Raw genomic sequence first — 24,319 nt, 5'->3', positions numbered from 1 at the left:
GATGTCATGTGGCCCGTTCGTCTAGCGGTTTAGGACGCCGCCCTCTCAAGGCGGAGATCACCAGTTCGAATCTGGTACGGGCTACCACTTCTTTTCTGCTGAGGCTTATGGCCCGTTCGTCTAGCGGTTTAGGACGCCGCCCTCTCAAGGCGGAGATCACCAGTTCGAATCTGGTACGGGCTACCACGCATCTGATACCCGGACTTCCTATGGAAGGCCGGGTTTTTTATTTTCAAACAACCGTCTGCAATTCCCGTTTGAACCAGAGCTTTGCGTTCTGCCTATGGCCCTTACGGGTACAATATCCAAGATATTTTGACTGTTAGAAGGAGTCTCATGACGGAGTCCTCTCAGCATACGTCTAAGCCCCAGGTCGAGGTTGAGGCCTCGGGCGGAGATGACAATAAGAGCGCACGCCGCGGCGCCATCTTTATCGGCGTCGTGCTGGTAGGTTATATCGTCTATCTGGTGGTAACCGGGCAGATGGGGCAGTTCTGGGCCGCTATGTCGAGCGTCCAGGCGTCATGGCTCGTTGTCGCGTGTCTTTGCATGTTCATGTACCTGTTCTTTGGCATTGTGGCCTATGCGATCGCCGTCTGGCTCGATCCCAATTCGCCCGTCGGCATCCGCGACCTGATCTCGGTCGAGGCGAGTGGCATCTTCTTTGGCAACCTGACGCCCATGATGATGGGCTCCACCCCGGCTCAGATCTATCGCCTGACCAAGGCCGGCCAAAACGTGGGCGAGGCCGGCGCCACGCAATTCACGCGTTTTATCGTGTACCAGTTTGGCCTCGTTGCCTGGGGCGCTATCCTACTGCTTGCTCGCATGCCCTTTTTTGCCGAGCGCTATGGCGACATGACGCTGCTGTGCGTCTTTAGCTTTGGTGGACACTGCTGCATCTTGCTTGGCATCTTCGCCGTCGCGCTCATGCCTAAGACCGTCACGCGCGTCGCCCATTGCATCATCAATTGGCTTGAGCGCATTGGTGTCTCGGCCACTAAGATCGAGGGATGGCGCACGTTTGTCGATGGCGAGATCTACTCCTTCTCCGAGAAGTTCAAGCTTTCGGCCGGACATTTTTCTTCCATGCTGCTCACGGTGGTCATCACCATGCTGCAACTCGCGTTTTTCTACCTCGTGCCGTATTTCCTGATGCTTGCCTTTGGCCACCACGAGGTCGACTTTTTCTCGGTCATGGCCGCGAGCGCCTTTGTCCAGCTGCTGAGCTCTGCGGTCCCCCTGCCCGGTGGAACTGGTGGCGCTGAGGGCGGCTTTGCATTGTTCTTGGGTCATTTCTTTGGGTCGGCTTCGACCGCTGGCTATCTGCTGTGGCGCCTCATTACGTTTATTGCGCCGACCATTTTGGCTGCGCCCCTGCTGGGCCTTAAGAGCGCCCACAACGAGAGCATCCATGCGCGCTGGGATCGCGTGATGCGCAAGCTCGGCCGCACGCCTCAGACGCCCTCTACGCCCACTAAGCCGCACCCCGCGAATGCTGTTACTGTTGATCCCAAGAAGCAGGCTCAGAAGGCTTCTGGGACCGCTAAGCCGGCTCATAAAGCCTATGTTCGCCAGACAGGCGATGGTATTCGCGTATCTCCGTCGGCACTCAATAAGAAGAAGCACCCTAAGTCGCAATAGGGCAGTCGTGCGTTCTTCATGATGCGAGGCATATTTGTGCTGTATGGGGGATAATCCTCTTACGTAGATTATCTCTCATCTGTTGATGAACGCTCGCATATCGAAGGGACACGCCCATGGCAACCAACAAACCGCGTCTTGATCGTCGCATCGTTCGCAGCCGTAATGCCATCCTTTCGGCTTTCGAGCACCTGCTCATGGAAAAGCCGCTGGCAGACATTACGGTGAGTGCCATCGCGCGCGAGGCCAATGTCGACCGCAAGACCTTTTACGTTCACTTTGGTACGGTTGACGGCCTGCTTGATGCCATTGCCGCCGATGTGGTGGAGATGATTGTCGACTCGGTCGAGAAAACGCTTGCTTCCATGGACGGCGACACCAATGAGCGCGCTCTTGGCGCGGCGGCGACCTTCTTTAAAACCGTTAACGAGGCACTGTGCAACAACTTGGTGCTCAATCGTCAGCTGATCGAGAACATTCCGCTCGATGATTTTATGGCTCGTCTTCGTGCGCCGCTCGAGCACGAGATTGCCGAACGCGATCTGCTGCCCCAAGGTCTCAAGGACGAGATGTTCGACTACTATCTGGCGTTTTTGCTGTCGGGTATTATCGGTATCTATCGCACGTGGGCGCTGTCTGACGGCTCGGTTCCTATCGAGCGCGTCTCTGGGGTCGCCAACGATCTGACTCTCAATGGTCTGTCGAGTCTGGAATCTCGCTTGGATTAGGCTTAGTTGGGCTCGTCGGCGTGGAAATTCCTGTTCACGAGGTTCTCTGGCGCCTTGTAGACCTCGCCGTGTAGGAGCTGTAGCCTGAGGATCCTTAAAAGAAAGTCCAGTTTATCCTTCCCACTCCAATTTGGAATCCTCCAATGCGCCTCCGCACGCTCGCATGACCTCGATACCATGTGAGCGTGCGAACTCGACGAGTTCTGCGTTGCGGGCGTTTATGGTGCCGAAGGCGGCGGGGCACACGATAAGGCGCGCACAGTGGACGAGGAGCTCTTTGGCGTGGGCTATGGTTTTATCCCCGATAGGCTCGAAGGCGCGCTCGGCCACGCATTCCGCCGCCAGGTCGCGCGCGAGTTCACAGTCGATGTCCCCTTCGTGCAGAACGCCCGCGTAGAACGCCTTGCCCTGCCGGATGAGCTGGCGAAACACAGCCGACCCCGTACCCGCGCCGGCGATGACGAACGTGTGCGCATCGCCGTGCGGGCGCCCAATTTCCACGCTGCCGAAGCGCTCGTTGAAGGTGCCATGTTGAAGGCCGTAGAGCTCGTCAATCGTCTCGCGCGTGAATATGTCCTCGGGTGCGCCGGCGCGGAAGACCCGGCCGTCCTTCACGCAAATCACCTTGTCGGCGCTTTTCTGCGCGAGCTCGAGTTCGTGGATGGACATGATGACAGCAACATTCCGCGATTTCGCAAGGTGGCGAAGTATTCGCAGCAGGTTGATCTGGTAGCGGATATCGAGATACGACGTGGGCTCGTCGAGCACGAGCACGCGCGGATCCTGCGCGATGGCGCGTGCGAGCATGACGCGCTGGCGTTGCCCGTCGCTTATCTGCATGAAGTCGCGCTCGGCGAGCTCTTCCACATGTGCGGTTTTCATGGCCTCGTCGACCCGACTATGGTCGTCGGGCGAGAGTGTGCCCATTCGCCCGGTGTAGGGATGCCTTCCCGCCTCTACGATATCGCGGCAGGTGAGGAGCTCGGTCCGGGGTCGATCTGTCAGCATAACGGCAAGGTTCCTTGCGAACTCCGCCGTCTTCCATCGGGAAATCTCCCGCCCGTCGAGCTCGACCGCGCCGGCAAGCGGTGCCAGATGGCGTGTGATGGTTTTCAAGATGGTCGACTTGCCCGAGCCGTTCGGCCCGATGAGCGCCACGACGTCGCCCGCGCGAACCTCCAGCTCGACGCCTTCGACTACGACCTTCTTGTCGTAGCCCGCCGACAGGTCGCTTATGCGGAAAAGCGGCGCTCCGTCAGCCTTCGTTGCGACCGGGGTTTCGAGGTTCGACTCCGCGCGGAGCGTTTTGGGCCGTGGCACGAATTCCCCCATCTACCTCACCCGCTTCTTCAACATGAGTGCGATAATCACCGGCGCGCCGAAGATGGCGGTGACGGCGCTGATGGAAAGCTCGACGGGGGAGAACAGCGTGCGCGCGATCAAATCGCAGCCCGCGCAGAAGATGGCGCCTCCCAAGAAGCATGCAGGAATCACGCGGATGGGCTTCGACGACTTCAGCGCCGACTTAACGAGATGCGGAACCGCGATGCCTACGAACGACACTGGACCAGCGAACGCGGTCACGCAGGCGGAGAGCATGCTCGCTAGAAGGACGAGCACCACGCGGAAGCGTGCGACGTTCACGCCGACGCTTTTCGCGTAGGCTTCTCCCAGCTGGAAGGCGGAAAGGGGCTTCGATATCGCGAATACGCATGCGCTCACGGTGATCACCACGACCGCGATGACCGCGATGTCGTCCCAGCTCGAACCCGAGAAGCTACCCAAAGACCAGTTGTGCAGGTTCACGATGGACTGGTCGTCGGCGAAGGCGATGAGAAAGTTCGTCGCCGCCGAGCAGATGTATCCCACCATGACGCCCGCCACGATGAGCATGGCCATGGAACTTATGCGCCGTGCGATGAGGAGCACGAAGCCGATGGTGATAAGCGAGCCCAGAAACGCTGCGGCCACCATGGCCGGCGAGGACATGGCCTGGTTCGCGCCCAGAAGTACGATCATCGTAAGCGCGACGACGAACTTTGCGCCCGAGGAGACGCCCAAGATGAACGGGTCAGCTATGGGGTTGTTGAAAAACGTCTGCAGCAGGAACCCGGAGAGCGAAAGTGCCCCGCCGAGAAGCACGGCTGAAAGCACGCGCGGCAGGCGAATCTCCCAGATGATCTGGCTTTCCATGGAATTGGCCGCGCCGCCCGAAAGGATGCCGGGGATGTGGTCTGCGGGCACGAGCACGCTCCCGATGCACAGGTTGGCCCCGACGAGCACGATGAGGGCAACAGCGAGCAGCGCCGTCACGACGCGACACCGCGCGGCGCGCCCCGATTCGTCGTATGCTATGGAAAGCCGGCTTCTCATGGCGCTACCCGAGCTTCCTCAGATAATGGAAGCCGCTCGAGTCATCGCCGGTGAACGCCCCGTGCAGCTCGTCGATAATGTCGGCGGTAGAAGTCATCTGCTGGTACATGTCGGCGCTTGTGACCCAGACGTTGCCGTTCTTCACGGCTTTGAACTGCGACAATAGCGCGTTCTTGCCTACGAAGTCGTTCAAGGTGGCAACCGATTCGTCGATGGTGCCGTTGTAGACGATGATGTCGGCATCCTTCGCCGTCGCGTAGAAGCGCTCCATTTCGAGCGTTACTGACGAACCTGACGTCGACGCCGTCTGCGCGTCATCGAGCGCGTAACTGCCGCCTGCAAGCTCGATCATCTGCGCCACGTAGTCGCCCGCCCGCCGCGTGACGGCGGCCCCGTTCGAGTTAATGTAGAAATACGCCACGGTTTTACCTGACGACGCGAGCCCCGACGTTTGCTCGACGCGGGCCTTCTGCTCGTTGAACAGGTGCGCGGCCTCGTCTTCCTTGTCGAACAGGACGCCGAAAAGCTTAATCCACTCGACGCGCCCGAGTGCTTCGGGCTCGCTCGACGACTGTTCGGTGAGCACGACGAGCCCGAGTTTCTGCAGCTTTTCCTTCACATCCGGTGTGTGGTTGATCATGGTGTTCTCGATGGCGAGCGTGCAGCCCGAGGCCGATATTCGCTCGTAGTCGGGCGCGCTGTACTTGCCGCCGTAGGCGATCGCCCCACTTTCGAGTGCGCTTTTGAAGCCCGCGACCGAGCAATCGTCGGCCTTCGTGCCCGACATAATGATATTGTCGTTCGCATCGAGCGCGTCGACCAGGCACATCGTCGCCGACGACACGAGGTACACCTTGTCGGCGGGGCGCCTTATGACCGCGATGTCGGAGCTCAACCCATCAGGTACCTTTGCATTTTGCGGCACCACGAGGAAGCGCTCCCCGTTCGAAATGCAGATAAGCCGCAGGCCGCCTTCGTACTCGTCGACAGTGAAGTGCTCGGCGTATTCAAGCTGAAGCGTCCCCGTCGGCTTCCAGCCGCAGCCCAAATCGGCGTTGTGGAAGTCGGCCGCGGCGTTTGAAGCCGTTCCCGCAGGGGAGCCGCCGCTTGCTTCGTCGCCCGATTTCTCCTTCATGGTGGATGAATCGAAGTGGAGCGTGTAGTCGATGGTGTGCGGCGTTGACATGGCGACGGTCTCGGCCGACACGGCGATGTCCTCGTCGAGCGTGACGGGTATCTCGAACGTGGAGTTGCCGCCGTCGTTTACGGGCGCGTAGTCCACGCCGTTGACGGTCATCTTGTCGTAGTTCGAACTCGACCAGGTGATGGTCGCGGTGTAGGTGTCGCCATCCTTCACAATTGTGGTGGGTGAGGCGATGCTTGCGCGCCCTGACCCGCCGGAGAGCGAGACGCTCACAGTGTATTCCTGAGAGCCTGCCGTGCCACCGGTCGCGTTCGGGCTCGCACTGCACCCCGCGAAGGGAAGCGCGAACAGGGCGACGAGAACGCAGGCGATCGCGCGCACCGCGATGCTGCGACGCTTCCTGCTTTCCCCCTTGGGAAGAATCGACCGCATGGCGTTACTTCAGTGCGTCGGCGCGCAGATCGACGCCGGCGGATTCGAACACGAGCGTGCGGTCGTACCACTGCTCTTTTCTAATACTCCACGCGGCGCAGGCGGTGTCCTCGTCGAGCGCTTCAACGGGCACGTCGTAGGTGTACTTGCCTTCCGCGTTTTCCACATAGGGGATGAAGTCGGCCTCGCTCGCGGCGGCAGCCTCGTCGCCCGTGCCCATGAAGAGCTTGCCGTAGCCCGTGCCGGAAAGCGTCATCACGCAGTGCATGGAGCCGTTTTCCACGATGAGCTGGGCGTCCACAATCCTGAACATGTTCGAGCTGGAATCTACGGTGATCGGATAGGTGCCGTCGGCCACCTTGTCGGCGGTGATGGGGGCAGCGCTTGCGCCCTCGGGCGCATCGGCCGCCTGTTCGGTCTTTTCCTGGGAATCGGCATCGCTTGCCTTTGCGATGTCGATTGAATTTCCGCCGCAGCCGGCGAGCGAGAACGCGAAAAGCGCCGCTGACAGGGCGAAGGCGAGGGTTTTCTTCAACATGGAGGGGGATCCTTTCAATCGCTTCGACCGCCCGCGCCGTGCGGTGGGCGGGCGGGATGCGAATGCAACGGGCATGCGCCGTCAGTCGGGGAAGGCGCATGCCCGTTGCACGGGGACGCGACCGGCGCCCCCGTGCGCGGCGAGTTTACAGCTTGGCGATGGCGTCGTCCACGTGCGCGACGTAGATGTCGTCGACCGCGACGTTCTGTCCCAGACCCTGAAGCAGGCACGTCACTTCGAAGCCGGCGGCCACGAACTTCGCAGCCCAGCTGTCGGGGTCGGTCTCGTCTGCCATGTCGTTGTTCGCGTGGTCGCCCGCGACCACCATGAACGGCGCGAGCACGGCCTTCTTGTAGCCTGCGGCGCTCGCGGCGGCGATAACATCCTCGCAGGTCGGTTCAGCCTCGACGGTGCCGACGAAGAACTGCGTCAAGCCCTCGTTCTTAAACACTTCCTGCATCTTGGCATAGTCGGCGTTGGAATCGGCTTCGGTGCCGTGGCCCATGAGGCACAGCGCCGTCTTGCCGTCGTCGAAGGACGCCATGTTCTCCTTAATGGCTGCGGCCACCTTCTTGTAGTCGTCGTCGGAGGTGAGCAGCGGGTCGCCGAGCGAGATCTTGTCGAACTTGTCAGCGTACTTGTCGAGCTCGTCTTTCACGTCGGCGTATTCCAGGCCAGCCATGAGATGCGTCGGCTGCACGACGATTTCCTTCACGCCGTCTTCCACGCAGCGGTCGAGCGCCTCGGTCATGTTGTCGATCGTGATGCCGTCGCGCTTCTTCAGCTTGTCGATGATGATCTGCGCGGTGAAGGCGCGGCGGATGTCGTAGTCCTGCCAGTACTTCTCACGGATAGCGTCTTCGATGGCGCCGATGGTGATGTGGCGCGAGTCGTTGTAGCTCGTGCCGAAGCTCGTGACGAGGATGACCGGCTTCACGGCCTTCTCCTTTTCGCTCGATTTCTCGGAACTCGCGGAGGTGTTGGAGCAGCCCGCGAGCGCGACTCCGGCGAGCGCGACGGCTCCGGTTGACGCGGCGCTCATGAAGCCGCGGCGTGACATCTGTTCGGACATGGTTTTTCCTTTCCTCGGTTTGCCGGTCCCCCGGCGACAGTTGCTTGTCGGCACAAGCGAAAGAAAAGCGCACCCCTCGGGGTTCACAAGGAGCTAACGCCACGGCGATGCCGTGAGGAAAAGGCGAAGCAGTCTGGCTTGGGGCGTGAGGCGGTTCGCCCGCGCGTCCTATACAGTAATGTCCCTTGCCCAGGATTCCCACCTGGTTCCCTCCGCAAGCCAGCGCGGGCTGTGCGGGCGCCGCGCCGGTCATTTCCTTTTATCCGATTGTCATATGCTCGTTGCCGAATCTTTTACTATGATAGTGGGCACTTGTGAACGTGTCAAAGCCAGGGCGGGCGGCATTGCGCCTTCTGCCTGCGTATTTGCGCCGATTGTCGCCGCAGGCGCCGTGTTTTGCCCGCTGCGCGAATGGCGGCGTAAACGGTTGCGATGAGAAACGGGAAGGGAAGGCTCGGATGATTCATATCGTTGGCGCAGGTTCGGGCGCCGCCGACCTTATCACGCTTCGCGGGGCGCGTCTTCTGCGCGCGGCCGACGTGGTCGTTTGGGCGGGGAGCCTTGTGAACCCCGAGCTGCTCGCCGAGTGCAAGGAATCCTGCGTCGTCTACGACAGCGCGCACATGACCTTGGAGGAAGTGCTCGACGTGATGTGCGCGGCGGATGCGCGGGGCGAGGAAGTGGTGCGCCTGCACACGGGCGACCCGTGCCTGTACGGCGCCATCCAGGAGCAGATGGACGCACTCGACGCGCGCGGCGTGGACTACGAGGTGGTGCCCGGCGTGTCGAGCTTTTGCGGTGCCGCGGCGGCGCTTCGCCAGGAATACACGCTGCCGGGAATCAGCCAGTCGGTCGTGATCACGCGGCTTTCCGGGCGCACCCCCATGCCCGCGGGCGAGGGCATGCGCACCATGGCGGAAAGCGGCTCGACTATGGTCATCTTCCTGAGCTCGGGTATGCTCGCCGAGCTTTCCGCCGAGCTTTTGGCTGCGGGCCGCAGCTCCGACGAGCCGGCGGCGCTCGTGTACAAGGCGACCTGGCCTGAGGAGCGCGTGGTGCGATGCACAGTGGGCACGCTCGCCGATGCGGGCGCGCGAGAGGGCATCGACCGCACGGCGCTCGTGGTGGTGGGCCGCGTGCTCGGAGCTCGCGGCAGGCTTGCACACAACGGCGCGCAAGCGGAGTCGTACGAGCGCAGCAAGCTTTACGACCCTTCGTTTTCCACGGGGTATCGGAAGGCGAGCAGCTAGCGTGGCCTTCGAGCACTACATATATACCGGGACGACCCGCCTGCGCTGCGGCTACACCACGGGGAGCTGCGCCGCGCTCGCGGCGAAGGCGGCCTGCGAGATGCTCTTGTCACGAAAGCCCGTCGGCCTCGTGTCGATCGTCACCCCCGGCGGGCTGCCCGTCGAGGCGAACGTGGTCGACGCATGCATCGGCGAGGGGTGCGTCCAGTGCGCCGTGCGAAAGGACGCAGGCGACGATGCCGATGTGACTGACGGCGTACTCGTGTACGCGCACGTGGAACATGCGGGGTCGGGCACGGGTGCTGCGGGCAGCAAGGACGTGCCCGCGCGCGAATCGGAAGTTTCCGTCGATGGCGGCGTGGGCGTGGGGCGCGTGACATTGCCCGGGCTCGAGCAGCCGGTGGGGGCGGCCGCCATCAACGCGACGCCGCGCGCGATGATCACTTCGGCGGTGCGCGAGGTGTGCGCCGCGCACGGCTTTTCTGGAAATATTGCTGTGACGATTTCGGTACCCGAGGGTGTTGCCCTTGCCAAAAAGACCTTCAACCCGCATCTGGGGATAGAGGGCGGCATCTCCATCCTGGGCACGACGGGCATCGTCGAGCCGCGCAGCCTCGCTGCCTTGCGCGACAGCATCGTGCTCGAGATCCGGCAGCATGCGGCTATGGGGCGGCGCGGAGTCGTGCTCACGCCCGGCAACTACGGCGGGCAGTTCATCTCGGGGCATTTCCACCTAAACGGTGCGCCGGTGGTCTTCATCTCCAACTTTGTGGGCGATGCGATTGACTGCTGCGTTCGCGAGGGATTTACCAATGTCCTTTTTGTGGGACACATCGGCAAGTTGGTGAAGGTCGCGGGCGGCATCATGGACACCCATTCGCGTACCGCCGACTGCCGCGCGGAGATTCTGGCCGCCCACGCGGCCATGGCCGGCGCGGGCGCGAAGACCGTGCGCGAGATCATGTCGTCCGTCACGACCACGGCGGCGCTCGAGGTAATCGAGACCGCCGGCGTTGGGGACGCTGCGCGCGCCTCGCTCGCTGCGGCAATTGAGGACAGGTTGCGCCGCCGCGCGGCGGGCGCATGCGACATCGCCGCGGTCGTGTTCGACGCCGAGCGCCGCGAGCTTTTCCGCACGTCGGGCGCCGATGCAGTTATCGGGAAATTGGGGGCGACGTATGAGTAAAGGCGTTCTGTACGGGGTGCGCCGTGCAATCGGCTGGCCGGGGACGAAGGTGGTCATGAAGGCGCGCCGCTCGCTTGCGGACACGAAGCGCTTCCTTTGCGAGGAGGGTGCCTTCGACGGTGCCGAGCTTGTAGAGGACTGTGGGCTTCCGGGCGAGCGCGTGTACCGCTCGCTCGACGATGTGCCCGATCGGGGCAGCTACTTCTCGACGATGGTGGTGCGCTAGATGAGGGTTTCCTGCATAGCGTTCACTGAGAGGGGGTATGCGTTGGCGGTGCGCACCGCACACGCGCTTTCCGATTGCGCGCAGACAGGTGAAGACGACCCTGGCTGGGACGTTTCCGTTTCGCGCGGGTTCGGCGAGGGGAAGGCCGACCTGCGCGCATGGACGGCGCTCGCGTGGGAAGCGTCGGACGCGCTTCTGTTCGTGGGCGCGGCGGGCATCGCCGTGCGGGCGATCGCGCCGCATGTCGCCTCGAAGGCAAACGATCCCGCGGTTGTGGCGATCGACGAGGCGGGGCGCTTTGCCGTCCCGCTTTTGTCGGGGCATTTGGGCGGTGCGAACGAGCTTGCGCAAACTGTGGCACGCGCGGCAGGGGCCATCCCCGTCATCACCACGGCGACCGACGTCCGCGGCGTGTGGGCGGTGGATACGTGGGCGCGCTGTGCGGGGCTCGCCGTTTCGAATCCCGAGGCCATCAAGCGAGTGTCGGCGCGGCTGCTTTCGGGCGGGCGCGTGGCGCTCTATTCCGACATGCCGATTTCGGGACAGCCGCCTGAGGGGGTTGACATTGCGTCCGACCGCGCTCGGGCCGATATCGTCGTGTCGCCGTTCGCTGGCGCGAATGCAGGTGCGTCCGTTCGTGCGGCGGAGACAACGGGTGAGGTCGTGCCCGCCGGTGAGACGGGGAAGCCGGCGGGCGTGCGGGCGCAGGCGCCTGCGCCCGAGCCGCTTCGCCTTGTCGTGCCCTGCATCGTTGCGGGCATAGGATGCCGTCGCGGTGCGTGCGCCGAAGCGATCGAGGAGGCGTTTCTTCTCGCGTGCGGGCAGGTGGGTATCTCGCCTTCGGCCGTGCGCGAGGCGGCGACGATCGACGTGAAGGCGCACGAGGAGGGTCTGCTCGCCTTCTGCCGCGCGCGCAATATCCCGCTTGCGACGTATTCCGCAGAGGAGTTGTCGCAGGTCGAAGGCAGCGTTTCGCCATCTGATTTCGTGCGCGCGACGGTGGGGGTCGACAACGTGTGCGAGCGGGCAGCGCTCGCGGAGGGGGGCAAACTTATCTTCCCGAAGCTCGCTCACGGCGGCGTGACCGTCGCGTTTTCCAAGGTAACTATTAAACTTTCGTTTAAGGAGCGGTGATGGGAAAGCTCTTCGTGGTGGGAATCGGCCCGGGCGGCCCCGACGGCATGACGATTGCGGCTCGGCGTGCGCTCGAGGCGTCCGACGTCGTTGTGGGTTACACGAAATACGTGGAGCTCGCGCTCGCCGCCGTGCCCGACGCGGCGCATCTCGCGACGCCGATGATGCACGAGGTCGAACGGTGCCGCCTTGCGCTTTCGCGCACGCAGAGTGGAGAAGCCGTGGCGCTCGTGTGCAGCGGCGACGCGGGCGTGTACGGCATGGCGAGCCCCGTGCTGGAGCTTGCGGAGGACTACCCCGATGTAGACGTGGAAGTTATCGCCGGGGCCACCGCGGCTCAGAGCGGGTCGGCGGTGCTCGGCGCCCCGCTTGCCCACGACTTCGCGGTCGTGTCGCTCTCCGACCTGCTCACGCCATGGGAGGTCATCGAGCGCAGGCTCGCCGCCGTGGCGAACGCCGACTTCTGCATCTGTTTGTACAACCCGCGCAGCAGAAAGCGCGCCGACAGGCTCTCACGCGCGGCGAAGATTATGCTCGAATGGAAGGCCCCCGACACGCTCTGCGGCTGGGTGCGCAACATCGGGCGCGAGGGGCAGCAGTCGGGCATGTGCAGGCTCTCCGAGCTGGGGGAGATCGACGCCGACATGTTCACCACCGTGTTCGTCGGCAACGCGGATACGAAGCTCGTAGGCGGCCGTATGGTCACGCCGCGCGGGTATCGGGAGATTCCATGCGAAAGGTAACGATCATCGGGGCGGGGCCCGGAAACCCCGACTTGCTCTCGCGCGCGGCGCTCGACGCGATCGACATCGCCGACGTGGTCATCGGCGCTCATCGCGCGCTTGCCGGCATCGACGTGCCGCCCGACGTGGTGAGATGCGAGCTCGTGAAGACGGCGGACATCGTCGCCGCGCTCACCGATGCGGCGTCGTGGCAGCGCGCCGTGGTCGTGATGACGGGCGATGTGGGGCTGTTCAGCGGCGCGCGCCGCCTGGTGGAGGCGCTCTCCGGCGACGCGCAGGTGGACGTGCGCGTCATTCCCGGCATAAGCTCAGCGTCGTATCTCGCCGCGCGCCTCGGGCGTCCATGGCAGGATTGGCGCTTCGCGAGCGCTCACGGCGTGGCGTGCGACATCGTGGCCGAGGCCGAGCGCGCAGGTGAGCTCTTCCTCGTCACGTCGGGCGGGGAAGATCCCTCGCGGCTTTCGTGCGAGCTTGTGCAGGCGGGCTTCGGGGACGCGCGCGTGACGGTGGCCGAGCGCCTGTCGTACCCCGACGAGCGCATCACCTGCGCAACCGCAAGTGAAATCGCAGGTCAGACGTTCGACGACTTGAACGTGATGCTTATCGAGTTCGCAGGCGGCGCCGGGTCGCCTGCGAACTCCCGCTGGCCGTACGCTTCCTCGGGCATTCCCGACGAGCTCTTCATCCGCGGCGACGTTCCCATGACCAAGCAGGAGGTGCGCGCCGTCGCGCTCGCGAAGCTGCGCCTTACTGCGACCGACACCGTGTGGGACGTCGGCGCCGGCACGGGGAGCGTGTCGATCGAGGCGGCGCTCATCGCGCGAGCGGGGTCGGTATGGGCGGTCGAGCGCAACGCGACCGGCGTGCGGCTCATCCGAGAGAACGCGGATGCATTCGGGTGCGGCAACGTGCATGCGGTCCCCGGCGTCGCCCCCGAAGCGCTCGCGAAATTGCCCGTCCCCGACGCCGTGTTCGTCGGCGGGAGCGCGGGCGAGCTTCCCTCCATCGTGGAGGCGGCGCTTGAGAAGAACTCGCAGGTTCGCCTGTGCGTGCCATGCGTCACCGTTGAGACGCTCACCGAGGCGTGCGCGCTCCTCTCGGGTTCGCGCTTTAAGGGGTTCGAGGCGTGCCAGGTGTCGGCCGCCCGCGCCGAGGCTGTAGGCTCGCACCATCTTATGAAGGCGCAAAACCCCGTGTTCCTCGTCAGCGCGCGTGGTGCAGGTGGGGAAGGCGGCGCCCGGTGAGCACGTCCATCCCGCGCTTCATGGTCGCTGCGCCCTCGAGCGGGAGCGGCAAGACGGTCGTAACGTGTGCGCTCCTGCGCGCGCTCGCGCGCCGCGGCCTTGCATGCGCGGCCTTCAAATGCGGCCCCGACTACATTGACCCGCTCTTCCATCGCCGCGTCGTGGGCGCGCGCTCGGGGAACTTAGACGGCTTCTTCACTGACGCCCCGACGCTGCGCGCCCTGCTCGCACGCGGCGCCGCGGGCGCGGATGTCGCGGTGCTCGAGGGGGTCATGGGCTTCTACGACGGCTTGGCGCCCGGCGTGGCCGACGCGAGCAGCTACCAGGTTGCGCGCGACACGGAAACGCCGGTCGTTTTAGTGGTGAACGGGCGCGGGGCGTCTTTATCGCTCGCCGCCGTAATCCGCGGCATCGCCGAGTTCCTGCCTTGTGCGAACGTGCGCGGCGTCGTGCTGAACAAGACAAGCGCCGCTGCCTGCGCCTACGCGGCCCCTGCGATCGAGAAGCACACGGGCGTCGCGGTTTTGGGGAATATCCCCGCCGACGAGGCGTTCTCGCTCGAAAGCCGGCATCTGGGGCTTGTGACCGCCGACGAGGTCGAGCAGCTCTCAGCGCGCATCGACAAGATGGCCGAGCTGGTGGAAAAGAGCGTCGACGTCGACCGCTTGCTTGAAATAGCGGCGACGGCACCCGATATCCGCGAGGAACCTTACCGGTTGGGGCCGATCGCGGGCGCGCGGCCCATCGTCGCCGTCGCGCGTGACGAGGCGTTCTCGTTCTACTACGAGGAGAACCTGCGCGCGCTCGAGGACCTAGGTTGCGAGCTGGCCTTTTTCAGCCCCCTGTTTGATAGCGAGTTGCCCCGGGGGACAAGCGCCCTCTATCTGGGGGGCGGCTACCCGGAGCTCCATGTGCGGCAGCTCTCCGAGAACGCGCCGATGCGCGAGGCGGTGCGGCGCGCGGTGGAATCCGGCATGCCGACGGTCGCCGAATGCGGTGGGTTTCTGTACCTGCAGCGCGAAATCGCCGATAACGAGGGGCAGCGCTGGCCTGTTGCGGGCGCCCTTGAGGGCGCAAGCGAGAACGGGGGAAGGCTGTCCCGTTTCGGGTACGTGGAGCTCGCTTCCCAACGCGACGGTCTCTACGGGCCGCGCGGCACACGCATCCGCGCGCACGAGTTCCACTACTGGCAGTCCACCTGCCCGGGCGGCGACTTCTGGGCGCAGAAGCCTCGGCGCGACAAGGGCTGGCCGTGCATGACGACCACCCCGTCCCTGGTGGCGGGCTTCCCGCATGTGTACTATCCTACGAACCCCGACGTTGCGCGCGCGTTCGCGTCTGCCGCAGCGTCGTTCGCAGAGAGGAGACGGCATGGCTGAAGCAACCGAAACCGCGCTTGCCTGCATCCGCGAGGAAGTCGAGCGCGCGTTCTCGTCGGCGCCGGGTGCCGTGCTCGAAGCCGCGCTCTCCCGGATCGCGCCCGCAGACGAGTGCGCCCGCGCCGCCGCGTACGCCGCGTGGGACTCCATCGCGCACCCCTTGGGGGGATTGGGCGACTTTGAAGACGCCGTCGCGTGTATCGCCGCAGCTCAGGGGAGCGCCGAGGTGGCCGAGTTCCCCCGTGCGCTCGCGGTATTCTTCTCCGACAACGGGGTCGTTGCCGAAGGCGTGTCGCAAAGCGGGCAAGACGTGACGCGAGCCGTCGCGCGCAACATGTGCGAGGGGGCCACGAGCGCCTGCCGCATGGCGGCGTTCGCGGGTGCCGAGGTCGTGCCCATCGACGTGGGTATGGCCCGGGGCATAGAAGACGCGCGCATGGTGCGCGCGAACGTGCGGCGGGGGAGCGGCAACATCGCGCATGGCCCCGCTATGTCTCGTGATGGGGCCGTGCGCGCGATCGAGGTCGGAATCGCCGTCGCGTGCGGGCTTGCCCGCGCCGGCGTGCGCCTTCTCGCCGCGGGCGAGATGGGCATCGGCAATACGACCACCTCGGCGGCGGTGGCCGCAGTGCTCATCCGGGCGGACGCGCGGAGCCTCGTCGGGCGCGGCGCGGGGCTCTCGGACGCCTCGCTCGCGCGCAAGCGCGACGTGGTCGAACGTGCTATCGACACGAACTCGCCCGATCCCGTCGACCCGATCGACGTGCTCTCGAAGGTGGGCGGCTTCGACATCGCGGCGATGTGCGGCTTCTACCTGGGGGCCGCCGCCTCGAAGGCGCCGGCGCTCCTCGACGGGGTCATATCCTGCACGGCGGCCCTGTGCGCGGCGCGCCTGTGCCCCAACGCCTTGGGCTACCTCGTGGGCACCCACGCATCAAGTGAACCCGCAAGCCAGGAGCTCCTTCGCGAGCTCGGCATAAAGGCACCCCTCGACGCAGGCATGCATTTGGGCGAGGGCGCGGGCGCCATGGCGTATCTGCCCCTTCTGGATTCTGCGCTGCGCGTGTACCGGGATGGGAAGACGTTCACGGCGACTGGCATGGCTGCTTACGAGCATTTCGAGGCCGGGAAATGACGGTGACGCTCGTCATCGGCGCCGCCGCGAGCGGCAAGAGCGCCTACGCCGAATCCCTGTGCCTTGGGCACGACGGCCCTCGCGTGTACCTGGCAACGATGGAGCCCTTCGGGGAAGAGGGCGCCCGCCGCATCGCGCGCCATCGGGCGCTGCGCGAGGGCAAGGGGTTTTCCACCCTCGAGCGCACGCGTGACGTGGGCGCCGCAGTGCCCGGGCTTCCGCGCGGCTGCACGCTTCTTTTGGAGGACGTGGGCAACCTGGTTGCGAACGAGCTCTTCGCGGAAGGCGGCTTGTCCCCACGTGACCCCGACGCTGCGGCGCGCGAGGTGCTCGGAGGCATCGAACGGCTCGCTCAGGCCGCTGCGTATACGGTGGTGGTCACCGTCGACGTGTTCGCCGATGGGATGCGCTACGATGAGGGGACCGAGGCATGGAGGCGCGCGCTCGCTCGTGTGAACGCGGGCGTGGCGGCGCTGGCCGACCGCGCAGTCGAAGTGGTATGCGGGATTCCCGTGTGGATGAAAGGCGAAGGACCTACAAGGTGAAGATGGCAGAGGCAATCGGCGCGGCGTTCGGAACGTTCTCGCGCATCCCCGTCCCGAAATCGGCCTGGACCGATTTCGGATCAACCCATGCGCTTGCCGCGTTTCCCCTGGTGGGCCTTGCGGAAGGCTTACTCATGACGGCGTGGGGGCACGTGGCGAACCTGCTCGGCGTGCCCGCGACCATCGTCGCGGCCGTGTTCGTGGCGCTGCCTGTGGCGGTGACGGGAGGCATCCACCTAGACGGGCTCTGCGACACCTCCGATGCGCTTGCAAGTTGGGCCCCGCTTGAGCGAAAGCTTGAGATCATGCACGACCCGCGGGCGGGCGCCTTCGGGGTCATCGGTGTTGTTGTGTACCTTATTCTGCAGTTTTCCCTGTTCACCGCGCTGCCGCTTACGGCGGGGGTGTTCCTCGCGCTTCTGTGCTCGCTCGTGTTCTCCCGCGCGCTTTCGGGGCTTGCCGTTGAATGCTGGCCTGCCGCGCGGGCTGACGGCATGGCCGCGGGGCTCTCGCCTGCTAAGAAGCGCGCGGCGATCGTCGTGCCGCTTTGCGCTTTCGCTGCGGCTTCGGCTGCAGGGATGGTCGCGTGCGCTCAGGCCGTCGGCGCCCTTATGGCGGTGGCGGGGCTTTTGGTGCTCGCGTGGTACCGCCATGTTGCCCTGTCCCGCTTCGGTGGGGTGACGGGGGATTTGGCCGGATGGTTTCTGCAATGGGCCGAGCTCGCGATGCTTGCCATGCTAGTGGCGGGGGGCATGCTCCTATGATGCTCGTGGTAGGTGGCGCACATTCGGGGAAGAGGACCTTCGTGCGCGAAAAGCTCGGGTTCGCGGCAGACGATTTCGTCGACGCGGCGCAGTTTGCGGAGGGCGGCGTGCCCGCGGCATTTGCCGGTCGCGTCGCGTACCGTGCAGAGGAACTCGTACGAGCGCTCGACGCTGACCGGGCGCTCGAGCGGCTGATCGGCTTCGACGTAGTGATTCTGCCCTTGGTCGGTTCGGGGGTCGTTCCCATGCGTGCGGAAGACGCCCAATGGCGCGAGCGCGCGGGGCGCCTGGGATGCGCGCTCGCTGCGCGCGCCGACGTCGTCGTGCGCATGACGTGTGGGATGCCCCAAGTCATCAAAGGAAACCTTGCCGATGCGCCTCGAGGGACGCAGGGCGCGGGCGCGTCTTTGGAAGTCGTCTTCGTGCGCCATGGTGCCACGGCGGGCACGGAAGACCATCGCTACAGCGGGGCGGGCACCGACGAGCCCCTGTCGAGCGCGGGCGAGCGCGCTTTGCGCGATCTCGCGTGCGATCGTGACGTGTTCTGTGTTATCACGAGCGGCATGGCCCGCACCGACCAGACGGCGCGCATCCTCTTCCCGAACGCTGAGCTTATAGCGTGCCCCGGTCTGCGCGAGATGGATTTCGGCGACTTCGAGGGGCGAAGCGCCGCCGAGCTTAAAGAGGATGCGCGCTACCGCGCCTGGGTAGACTCCTGGTGCGAGACGCGCTGCCCGCATGGCGAGGGCAAGAGCGATTTCACCCGTCGCGTCGTCGCGGCGTTTAAGGAGGCGTGCGAATCGGAGCGCGCCCAGGGGAGTGGGCGCGCCGTTTTCGTCGTTCACGCGGGTACCGTGAAAGCGCTGCTCTCCGAGCTAGCTGTCCCGAAAATGGGATATTTCGACGTGCATACCGAACCGGGCGGCGCATGGGCCGCCACCTGGGATGGGCGCTGCCTTCGCGACGTTCGCCCCGCTTCGGGGGGCGATGCCCGGTGATGACGATTCTTGCCGTCGCCGCCGGGTTCGCGGCCGACCTTGTCTTCGGCGACCCGCGCTGGCTTCCCCATCCCGTCGTCGCCATGGGACGCGCGATCACGTGGGCCGAAGGCCGCCTGCGGCGCGCATTCCCGCAAACGTCCGCGGGCACGCGCGCCGCAGGGCTTGTGCTCGCCGTGGTGCTTCCGCTTGCGTGTGGACTTTTGACCCTGGGAATCCTGCATCTTTGCGGCATGGTTCACCCCGCCTTGCGCTTCGTGGCCGAGGCATGGGCGAGCTATCAGATTCTCGCGGCATGCGAGCTGCGCCGCCAGAGCCTAGCCGTGGCCCGCGCGTTCTCGAAGGGCGGCCTTGTCGCGGCGCGCGAAGCCGTCGGGCTCATCGTAGGACGCGACACGTCTGTTCTCGACGAGCAGGGCGTTGCGCGCGCCGCCGTGGAAACGGTGGCGGAGAACGCGAGCGACGGCGTCATCGCGCCGCTTTTCTACCTTATGATCGGGGGTGCGCCCTTGGGCATGGCGTACAAGGCGGTGAACACGCTCGACAGCATGGTGGGCTACAAAAACGGGCGCTACATCGACTTCGGCTGCGCCTCGGCGCGCCTCGACGATGCGGTGAACTGGATTCCCTCGCGCTTATCGGCCCTGCTCATGATCGCCGTGTGCCCGATCGTCGGGCTCGACGCGCGCGGGGCGGCGCGCATCTGGCGCCGCGACAGGCGTCGCCATGCGAGCCCGAACGCGGCGCAGACCGAGTCGGCGTGTGCAGGCGCGCTCGGGCTGCGCCTGGCAGGACCAGCGGTGTATTTCGGCAAGCTCGTTGAGAAACCGACGATAGGCGACGCGTCCCGCGAAATCGAGTGGGGCGACATCGCCCGGGCGACTAGGCTCATGCTCGCCGCGTCCGTATGCGCGCTCGTCGTCTTCGGTGCCGCACGCGCAGCGGTCGTGCTCGCCGTGGGGGCGATGTCATGAGGGAAGACCACGCCGCGTCCCGGGCTGCCGGGGGAATCCTGCGCGCCCGTGCGCATGGGGGTAGCACGCAATCGCTCGGCATCGCTTGCGAAGGGGGCGCCTCCGACCTCATTGACTTCTCGGTGAACGTGAATCCGGCAGGCCCCTCGCCGCGCGCCCTCGCCGCAGCTTGCAAGGCACTTTCTCGAATCGACGCCTACCCCGATAGGGAAAGCCTCGCCCTCGTTCGCGCCCTAGCGCGCGCCCAGGGCATTCCCGAAGATACTATCGTCTGCGGCGCGGGCGCGTCCGACATCATCTGGCGGCTCGCTGCGGCGGTGCGCCCGAAACGCATCGTCGTGTGCGCGCCGACGTTCTCTGAATATGCGGAGGCGGCATCGTACTACGGCGCATGCGTGCAGGAGTTCCTGCTCTCCGAAGCGGACGACTTCGACGTGCCCGCCTCCTTTGCCCGCGCGATCGAGGGGCCGGGAGACGTGGCGTACCTCTGCAATCCGAACAACCCGACGGGGCGCCTCGTCGACCCCAGCGTGATCGATGCCGCGGCTTGCCGCTGCGAGCAGGTGGGCGCGCTACTCGTCGTGGACGAGTGCTTCCTCGGATTTGCGCCCGACGCCCGCGAAAGGAGCGTGGCCGCACGCGCCGCGTGTTCGCGCCATGTGGCCGTGCTCTCCGCGTTCACCAAGCTCTACGGAATGGCGGGGTTGCGGTTGGGATATCTGATCAGCGGAAACACCCAACTCATCGAGGGGATTCGCCGGGCGGGGCAGGCGTGGCCCGTCTCCTCGGTCGCCGAGGCCGCGGGCATCGCCGCCCTGGAAGACGTCGAATACGTCTCGCGCACGCGCGATGTATTGGCGGGCGAGCGAGCGTGGCTTTCCCACGAGCTCTCCTCGCTCGGGCTTTCCGTCGTGCCGTCGGATGCGAACTTCCTTTTAGTCCGCACGCCGGCGAAAGACATCCCCGAGCGCCTGTATAAACAGGGGGTTTTGGTCCGCACGTGCGACTCGTTTTCGGTACTGTCCCGTTTCTGGTGCCGCGTCGCGGTGCGCACGCGCAAGGAGAATGCCCGGCTTGCGATGGCGTTCAGTCGCGCGCTTCGGGCGGAAGGCGCATCGGGCGAAGGCGAACCCGACGAACGGGGCGGCGCTTCTTGCAGCGACGCTATGGCGGGCGCGGATGGCCGAGGCTCGGCGAAGGAGGTCGATACCCGTGGGTAGGGCGAAGCCCATCATGATCCAGGGCACCATGTCGAACGCGGGGAAGAGCCTGCTTGCGGCGGGGCTGTGCCGTGTGCTTTCGCAGGACGGCCTGCGCGTGGCTCCCTTCAAGAGCCAGAACATGGCGCTCAACAGCGGTGTCACGGCCGATGGGCTCGAGATGGGGCGCGCCCAGATCATGCAGGCCGAGGCGTGCGGCATCGCGCCCGACGTGCGCATGAACCCCATCCTGCTCAAGCCCGAAAGCGACCACCGAAGCCAGCTCATCGTGGCCGGCAAGGCGCAGGGAGCCTTCGCTGCGAGGGACTACTTCGCGCGAAAGAAGGCGCTCATGCCGCAGATTTTGGAGGCGTTCGATTCGCTCGCGGAGGAAAACGACGTCATCGTCATCGAGGGCGCCGGCAGCCCCGTCGAAATCAACCTTGCCGAAAACGACATCGTCAACATGGGGCTCGCGCGCGCCGTGTCCTCCCCCGTGCTGCTCGCGGGCGACATCGACCCAGGTGGGGTGTTTGCCCAGCTCTACGGCACGGTCGCGCTCCTTGCGCCCGAGGACCGCACGCTTTTGCGGGGGCTTGTGGTGAACAAGTTCCGCGGCGATGTGGAAATCCTGCGCCCGGGTTTGGCCCCGCTCGAGAAGATGTGCGGGGTTCCCGTCGTGGGGGTCGTGCCGTATCTTACGCTCGACCTGGACGACGAGGACTCGCTCGCGCCGCGCCTATCTGCCCGCGAGGCGCGCGGCGTCATCGACGTCGCCGTCGTGCGCCTTCCGCATCTGTCGAACTTCACCGACTTCGACCCGCTTTCGCGCGTGCCCGGCGTGGGCGTGCGCTACGTTTCCTCGACGACCGATCTGGGCCGGCCCGACCTGGTGGTGCTCCCCGGCTCGAAGACCACGCTCGACGACGCGCGCTGGCTTGCGGCTAGCGGCATCGGAGCCTGTGTACGCGCGCTTTCGGGCGCGGGCACGCCGGTGCTCGGCATATGTGGAGGCTACCAGCTTTTGGGAGACGAGCTTTCCGACCCGCACGGCAGGGAAGGCGCTGGCACCGCGCGCGGGCTCGGGCTCATCCCTGCAAGTACGGTGTTCAAGGAGGAAAAGCGCCTCGCCCAGTCGGAGCTGCGCATCACGGGCGCCCAAGGCGCGTTCTCGGTGTGGAACGGCATGACGGCGCGCGGGTACGAGATTCACGACGGCGAAACGACCGTCTCTTGCGCCCCTGCGGGCACGATTGGCGGCAAACCAGAAGGCGCGGCCTGCGGAAACGTGTTCGGAACCTATCTCCACGGCCTGTTCGACGAACCGGGGGTGGCGCTCGCCCTCGCACGCTCGCTCGCGCGCATGCGCGGCCTGCCCGAGAGCGTCGTGGGTGCTGCGGGCGCGGCGTCCGCGGCCGATCACCGTGCGCGCGAGTTTGACCGCCTGGCCGACGTCGTGCGCGAGGCGCTCGACATGGAGTATGTCTACCGCATTATCGAGGAGGGCGTATGATCCACGTGTATCATGGCGACGGCAAAGGCAAGACCACGGCGGCGATGGGCCTCGCCCTTCGCATGCTCGCCGCAGGCCGCCGCGTCGTCGTCGTGCAGTTCCTGAAAGACGGCGAAAGCGGGGAGGCGCGACTGCTCGCCGAGCATTTCGGCGTGCCCGTGTTCGCGGGGAAGGTGTCGGAAAAGTTTACCTGGTCCATGACGTCGGAAGAACTTGCCGCGACGTGCGAGCTGCACGATGGGAACCTTGCTTCCGCGCTCGCCGAGTTCGAGGGCGCGCAGGAGGGGCTGCTCGTGCTCGACGAGGCGCTCGACGCGCTTTCGAAGGGTCTTGTCGACGAGGCGCTCGTGGACCGCGCGCTCGATATGTCCGCGCGCGGCGTCGAAGTAGCGCTCACCGGGCGCGCGCCTTCCCGCAAGATCGTGGAGAAGGCCGACTACATAACCGAGATGCAGTGCGAGAAACATCCCTACGAGCAGGGGATATGTGCAAGGGAAGGAGTGGAGTACTAGATGGATTCCAAGGAGATGGCGCCCGGCGACATCGAGCGGCGCAGCTTTGAAATCATCACCGAAGAGCTCGGCGGCCGCACGTTCCCGCCGCTCGAAGAGCCCGTCGTGAAGCGCGTCATCCACACCACTGCCGACTTCTCGTACGCCGATTCCCTCGTGTTCACCCATGACGCCGCGCACTGTGCGCTCGACGCACTGCGCGCAGGGGCCACGGTGCTCACCGACACGAACATGGCGCTCGCAGGCATAAGCAAGCCCGCGCTCGCGAAGATCGGCTGCCAGGCCGTGTGCTATATGGCCGACCCGGATGTCGCCGCAACGGCGCGCGCCGCGGGCACGACTCGCGCCGTTGCGAGCATGGACAAAGCTTGCGGCATCGAGGGTCCGCTCATCGTGGCCGTCGGCAACGCTCCCACAGCACTTCTGCGCCTCGCCGAGCTCATGGACGCGGGGAAGATCGCGCCCGCGCTCGTCGTTGGGGTACCGGTTGGGTTTGTGAACGTGGTCGAGGCGAAAGAGGAGCTACTCGCGCGACGCGTGCCGGCCATCGTCGCGAGGGGTCGCAAGGGCGGCTCGACCGTGGCGGCCGCCATTATGAACGCGCTGCTCTACCAGATCACGCGCCCAGGCGGCCCGAAGTGACGGCGCCCGCATCCGCGCCGGCGCTGCGCATCTTCGCCGGCACCACCGAGGGCCGCCTCCTGTGCGAATGGGCGAGGGGGGCGGGAATCCCCGCCCGTGCCTACGCGGCAACCGAGTACGGAGGCGAGCTTTTGGGCGAGCTTCCGGGCATCGAGGTGCATGCGGGTAGGCTCGACGAGGCCGACATGGAGCGTGAGCTTTCCGGCGCGCGCATCGTCGTCGACGCCACGCACCCCTTCGCTACGCTCGCAAGCGGCAACATCCGGGCCGCTTCGCTCGCCGTGTGTGCACGATGCCTGCGCCTTACGCGCCCGGTCGAGGCGCTGCCCAAAGGCGTCGTGTCGGTCGCGTCGATCGCCTGCGCGGCGCGCTTTCTCTCCGAGAACCCGGGTCGCGCGCTTCTCACGACGGGGAGCAAGGAGCTTGCTCCCTACACGCGCGTCGCCGATTTCGCGGAGCGCTTCTTCGTGCGTGTGCTCCCTCTGCCCGGTGCTATAACGAAGTGCATCGACGCGGGGTTTTCGCCGTCGCACGTCATCGGCATGCAGGGGCCCTTCACCCGCGAGCTCAACGAGGCGATGCTTCGGCAGGTGGGCGCCCAGTGGCTTGTGACCAAGGACTCGGGAACCGTAGGCGGCACGGCCGAGAAGATCGCCTCCGCGCGCGACGTGGGAGCGCGCTGTATCGTGGTCGCCCGTCCCGCCGAGGGAGGCGGGGCCCTTTCGCTTAGGGAAGTGGAAGACGCGCTCTTACGGGAGTTCGCGCGCTAGGCGCTCGCCGCGCATGCGTGCCCTCCCGCCTGCGAGGAGGAGCGCCCCGAGCAAGCTCGACCCGTACAAGCCTGTCATCCGCCAATCGCTCGAGGACGACGCACGGAACTGGCGCAAGCAGCCCTTCAATAAGTTGCGGTGAAATAGCGTCTGTTTTTGCTGCTAAATAGCATA

Annotated in this window: 24 protein-coding genes and 2 tRNA genes; 21 read left to right on the top strand and 5 right to left on the bottom strand. The window is 65.5% G+C overall.

Going from position 1 to position 24,319, the window contains the following annotated elements:
• Positions 1–10: 10 nt before the first annotated feature.
• The 4 genes from AAAX59_RS05040 (at position 11) to AAAX59_RS05025 (ending at position 2,372) form a co-directional block, all read left to right on the top strand.
• A tRNA-Glu gene (locus AAAX59_RS05040) sits at positions 11–87 on the top strand.
• A 22-nt stretch (positions 88–109) separates the two neighbouring features.
• A tRNA-Glu gene (locus AAAX59_RS05035) sits at positions 110–186 on the top strand.
• Positions 187–336: 150 nt separating this feature from the next.
• On the top strand, positions 337–1,644 hold the full coding sequence (locus tag AAAX59_RS05030) for a lysylphosphatidylglycerol synthase transmembrane domain-containing protein (RefSeq protein ID WP_349070956.1): 1,308 nt from the start codon (positions 337–339) through the stop codon (positions 1,642–1,644).
• A gap of 116 nt (positions 1,645–1,760) precedes the next feature.
• Positions 1,761–2,372 (top strand): TetR/AcrR family transcriptional regulator, encoded by a 612-nt coding sequence (locus AAAX59_RS05025; protein ID WP_349070955.1) that lies wholly within the window; start codon positions 1,761–1,763, stop codon positions 2,370–2,372.
• A gap of 111 nt (positions 2,373–2,483) precedes the next feature.
• Here the strand turns inward: AAAX59_RS05025 and AAAX59_RS05020 are convergent, their stop codons facing one another.
• From AAAX59_RS05020 to AAAX59_RS05000, 5 genes are all read right to left on the bottom strand, one after another.
• A complete protein-coding gene (locus AAAX59_RS05020; RefSeq protein ID WP_349070953.1) occupies positions 2,484–3,704 on the bottom strand; it encodes an ABC transporter ATP-binding protein in 1,221 nt (406 codons plus the stop codon).
• Positions 3,705–4,745: an iron ABC transporter permease gene (locus AAAX59_RS05015; RefSeq protein WP_349070952.1), complete on the bottom strand. Its 1,041-nt coding sequence runs from the start codon at positions 4,743–4,745 to the stop codon at positions 3,705–3,707.
• A gap of 4 nt (positions 4,746–4,749) precedes the next feature.
• Complete coding sequence (locus tag AAAX59_RS05010) at positions 4,750–6,321, bottom strand: ABC transporter substrate-binding protein (protein WP_349070950.1); 1,572 nt, start codon at positions 6,319–6,321, stop codon at positions 4,750–4,752.
• 4 nt (positions 6,322–6,325) lie between these two features.
• On the bottom strand, positions 6,326–6,859 hold the full coding sequence (locus AAAX59_RS05005; protein WP_349070949.1) for a hypothetical protein: 534 nt from the start codon (positions 6,857–6,859) through the stop codon (positions 6,326–6,328).
• Between the two features lie 145 nt (positions 6,860–7,004).
• Positions 7,005–7,931 carry a sirohydrochlorin cobaltochelatase gene (locus tag AAAX59_RS05000; RefSeq protein WP_349070948.1) on the bottom strand — a complete coding sequence of 309 codons (927 nt, stop codon included), beginning with the start codon at positions 7,929–7,931 and terminating at the stop codon, positions 7,005–7,007.
• 458 nt (positions 7,932–8,389) lie between these two features.
• On the opposite strand from AAAX59_RS05000, the gene cobM reads away from it, so the two are divergent.
• Genes cobM through cobK form a run of 17 tightly spaced genes read left to right on the top strand, consistent with a single transcriptional unit; the run spans position 8,390 to position 24,145 of the window.
• Positions 8,390–9,181 carry a precorrin-4 C(11)-methyltransferase gene (cobM, locus tag AAAX59_RS04995; protein WP_347479093.1) on the top strand — a complete coding sequence of 264 codons (792 nt, stop codon included), beginning with the start codon at positions 8,390–8,392 and terminating at the stop codon, positions 9,179–9,181.
• Position 9,182: 1 nt separating this feature from the next.
• Positions 9,183–10,367, top strand: coding sequence for a cobalt-precorrin-5B (C(1))-methyltransferase CbiD (cbiD, locus tag AAAX59_RS04990; protein ID WP_349070946.1), 1,185 nt, complete (start codon positions 9,183–9,185; stop codon positions 10,365–10,367).
• On the top strand, positions 10,360–10,593 hold the full coding sequence (locus AAAX59_RS04985) for a hypothetical protein (protein ID WP_187359579.1): 234 nt from the start codon (positions 10,360–10,362) through the stop codon (positions 10,591–10,593). Before cbiD ends, AAAX59_RS04985 begins: the two co-directional genes overlap by 8 nt.
• A gap of 48 nt (positions 10,594–10,641) precedes the next feature.
• On the top strand, positions 10,642–11,727 hold the full coding sequence (locus tag AAAX59_RS04980) for a cobalamin biosynthesis protein (protein WP_349070966.1): 1,086 nt from the start codon (positions 10,642–10,644) through the stop codon (positions 11,725–11,727).
• A complete protein-coding gene (gene cobJ / locus AAAX59_RS04975; RefSeq protein ID WP_349070944.1) occupies positions 11,727–12,470 on the top strand; it encodes a precorrin-3B C(17)-methyltransferase in 744 nt (247 codons plus the stop codon). The genes AAAX59_RS04980 and cobJ overlap by 1 nt, the downstream gene beginning before the upstream one ends.
• Positions 12,458–13,714: a precorrin-6y C5,15-methyltransferase (decarboxylating) subunit CbiE gene (cbiE, locus tag AAAX59_RS04970; protein WP_349070941.1), complete on the top strand. Its 1,257-nt coding sequence runs from the start codon at positions 12,458–12,460 to the stop codon at positions 13,712–13,714. Before cobJ ends, cbiE begins: the two co-directional genes overlap by 13 nt.
• Positions 13,711–15,093, top strand: a complete 1,383-nt coding sequence (locus tag AAAX59_RS04965) for a cobyrinate a,c-diamide synthase (RefSeq protein ID WP_349070938.1) — start codon at positions 13,711–13,713, stop codon at positions 15,091–15,093. Before cbiE ends, AAAX59_RS04965 begins: the two co-directional genes overlap by 4 nt.
• The gene (gene cobT / locus AAAX59_RS04960; RefSeq protein WP_349070935.1) at positions 15,086–16,228 is read left to right on the top strand and encodes a nicotinate-nucleotide--dimethylbenzimidazole phosphoribosyltransferase; all 1,143 of its coding nucleotides are present in this window, start codon (positions 15,086–15,088) and stop codon (positions 16,226–16,228) included. Before AAAX59_RS04965 ends, cobT begins: the two co-directional genes overlap by 8 nt.
• On the top strand, positions 16,225–16,773 hold the full coding sequence (locus AAAX59_RS04955; protein WP_055250409.1) for a bifunctional adenosylcobinamide kinase/adenosylcobinamide-phosphate guanylyltransferase: 549 nt from the start codon (positions 16,225–16,227) through the stop codon (positions 16,771–16,773). The genes cobT and AAAX59_RS04955 overlap by 4 nt, the downstream gene beginning before the upstream one ends.
• A 2-nt stretch (positions 16,774–16,775) precedes the next feature.
• Positions 16,776–17,537 carry an adenosylcobinamide-GDP ribazoletransferase gene (locus AAAX59_RS04950; RefSeq protein ID WP_349070933.1) on the top strand — a complete coding sequence of 254 codons (762 nt, stop codon included), beginning with the start codon at positions 16,776–16,778 and terminating at the stop codon, positions 17,535–17,537.
• Positions 17,534–18,535 (top strand): histidine phosphatase family protein, encoded by a 1,002-nt coding sequence (locus tag AAAX59_RS04945; RefSeq protein WP_349070931.1) that lies wholly within the window; start codon positions 17,534–17,536, stop codon positions 18,533–18,535. The genes AAAX59_RS04950 and AAAX59_RS04945 overlap by 4 nt, the downstream gene beginning before the upstream one ends.
• On the top strand, positions 18,535–19,509 hold the full coding sequence (gene cbiB, locus AAAX59_RS04940; RefSeq protein WP_349070964.1) for an adenosylcobinamide-phosphate synthase CbiB: 975 nt from the start codon (positions 18,535–18,537) through the stop codon (positions 19,507–19,509). Before AAAX59_RS04945 ends, cbiB begins: the two co-directional genes overlap by 1 nt.
• Entirely contained in the window at positions 19,506–20,729 is a 1,224-nt protein-coding gene (locus tag AAAX59_RS04935) for an aminotransferase class I/II-fold pyridoxal phosphate-dependent enzyme (protein ID WP_349070929.1), read from the top strand. Before cbiB ends, AAAX59_RS04935 begins: the two co-directional genes overlap by 4 nt.
• Positions 20,722–22,221 carry a cobyric acid synthase gene (locus tag AAAX59_RS04930; RefSeq protein WP_349070928.1) on the top strand — a complete coding sequence of 500 codons (1,500 nt, stop codon included), beginning with the start codon at positions 20,722–20,724 and terminating at the stop codon, positions 22,219–22,221. Before AAAX59_RS04935 ends, AAAX59_RS04930 begins: the two co-directional genes overlap by 8 nt.
• Positions 22,218–22,733, top strand: a complete 516-nt coding sequence (locus AAAX59_RS04925) for a cob(I)yrinic acid a,c-diamide adenosyltransferase (protein ID WP_195233204.1) — start codon at positions 22,218–22,220, stop codon at positions 22,731–22,733. Before AAAX59_RS04930 ends, AAAX59_RS04925 begins: the two co-directional genes overlap by 4 nt.
• The gene (locus AAAX59_RS04920) at positions 22,734–23,375 is read left to right on the top strand and encodes a precorrin-8X methylmutase (RefSeq protein WP_195233206.1); all 642 of its coding nucleotides are present in this window, start codon (positions 22,734–22,736) and stop codon (positions 23,373–23,375) included.
• Positions 23,372–24,145, top strand: coding sequence for a precorrin-6A reductase (gene cobK, locus AAAX59_RS04915; protein WP_349070926.1), 774 nt, complete (start codon positions 23,372–23,374; stop codon positions 24,143–24,145). The genes AAAX59_RS04920 and cobK overlap by 4 nt, the downstream gene beginning before the upstream one ends.
• The last annotated feature ends 174 nt before the right edge of the window (positions 24,146–24,319 follow it).

Origin of the sequence: Collinsella sp. CLA-ER-H2, assembly GCF_040092405.1 — a bacterium.
GTDB lineage: Bacteria > Actinomycetota > Coriobacteriia > Coriobacteriales > Coriobacteriaceae > Collinsella.
This window is presented reverse-complemented; position numbering and strand designations above follow the sequence as displayed.

What these genes read in the sequence shown, in the direction of transcription:
- AAAX59_RS05030 (WP_349070956.1), top strand. Translation starts at nt 337, where the DNA reads ATGACGGAGTCCTCTCAGCATACGTCTAAGCCCCAGGTCGAGGTTGAG.
- AAAX59_RS05025 (WP_349070955.1), top strand. Translation starts at nt 1,761, where the DNA reads ATGGCAACCAACAAACCGCGTCTTGATCGTCGCATCGTTCGCAGCCGT.
- AAAX59_RS05020 (WP_349070953.1), bottom strand. Translation starts at nt 3,704, where the DNA reads ATGGGGGAATTCGTGCCACGGCCCAAAACGCTCCGCGCGGAGTCGAAC.
- AAAX59_RS05015 (WP_349070952.1), bottom strand. Translation starts at nt 4,745, where the DNA reads ATGAGAAGCCGGCTTTCCATAGCATACGACGAATCGGGGCGCGCCGCG.
- AAAX59_RS05010 (WP_349070950.1), bottom strand. Translation starts at nt 6,321, where the DNA reads ATGCGGTCGATTCTTCCCAAGGGGGAAAGCAGGAAGCGTCGCAGCATC.
- AAAX59_RS05005 (WP_349070949.1), bottom strand. Translation starts at nt 6,859, where the DNA reads ATGTTGAAGAAAACCCTCGCCTTCGCCCTGTCAGCGGCGCTTTTCGCG.
- AAAX59_RS05000 (WP_349070948.1), bottom strand. Translation starts at nt 7,931, where the DNA reads ATGTCCGAACAGATGTCACGCCGCGGCTTCATGAGCGCCGCGTCAACC.
- cobM (WP_347479093.1), top strand. Translation starts at nt 8,390, where the DNA reads ATGATTCATATCGTTGGCGCAGGTTCGGGCGCCGCCGACCTTATCACG.
- AAAX59_RS04985 (WP_187359579.1), top strand. Translation starts at nt 10,360, where the DNA reads ATGAGTAAAGGCGTTCTGTACGGGGTGCGCCGTGCAATCGGCTGGCCG.
- cobJ (WP_349070944.1), top strand. Translation starts at nt 11,727, where the DNA reads ATGGGAAAGCTCTTCGTGGTGGGAATCGGCCCGGGCGGCCCCGACGGC.
- cbiE (WP_349070941.1), top strand. Translation starts at nt 12,458, where the DNA reads ATGCGAAAGGTAACGATCATCGGGGCGGGGCCCGGAAACCCCGACTTG.
- cobT (WP_349070935.1), top strand. Translation starts at nt 15,086, where the DNA reads ATGGCTGAAGCAACCGAAACCGCGCTTGCCTGCATCCGCGAGGAAGTC.
- AAAX59_RS04955 (WP_055250409.1), top strand. Translation starts at nt 16,225, where the DNA reads ATGACGGTGACGCTCGTCATCGGCGCCGCCGCGAGCGGCAAGAGCGCC.
- AAAX59_RS04950 (WP_349070933.1), top strand. Translation starts at nt 16,776, where the DNA reads ATGGCAGAGGCAATCGGCGCGGCGTTCGGAACGTTCTCGCGCATCCCC.
- AAAX59_RS04945 (WP_349070931.1), top strand. Translation starts at nt 17,534, where the DNA reads ATGATGCTCGTGGTAGGTGGCGCACATTCGGGGAAGAGGACCTTCGTG.
- cbiB (WP_349070964.1), top strand. Translation starts at nt 18,535, where the DNA reads ATGACGATTCTTGCCGTCGCCGCCGGGTTCGCGGCCGACCTTGTCTTC.
- AAAX59_RS04935 (WP_349070929.1), top strand. Translation starts at nt 19,506, where the DNA reads ATGAGGGAAGACCACGCCGCGTCCCGGGCTGCCGGGGGAATCCTGCGC.
- AAAX59_RS04925 (WP_195233204.1), top strand. Translation starts at nt 22,218, where the DNA reads ATGATCCACGTGTATCATGGCGACGGCAAAGGCAAGACCACGGCGGCG.
- AAAX59_RS04920 (WP_195233206.1), top strand. Translation starts at nt 22,734, where the DNA reads ATGGATTCCAAGGAGATGGCGCCCGGCGACATCGAGCGGCGCAGCTTT.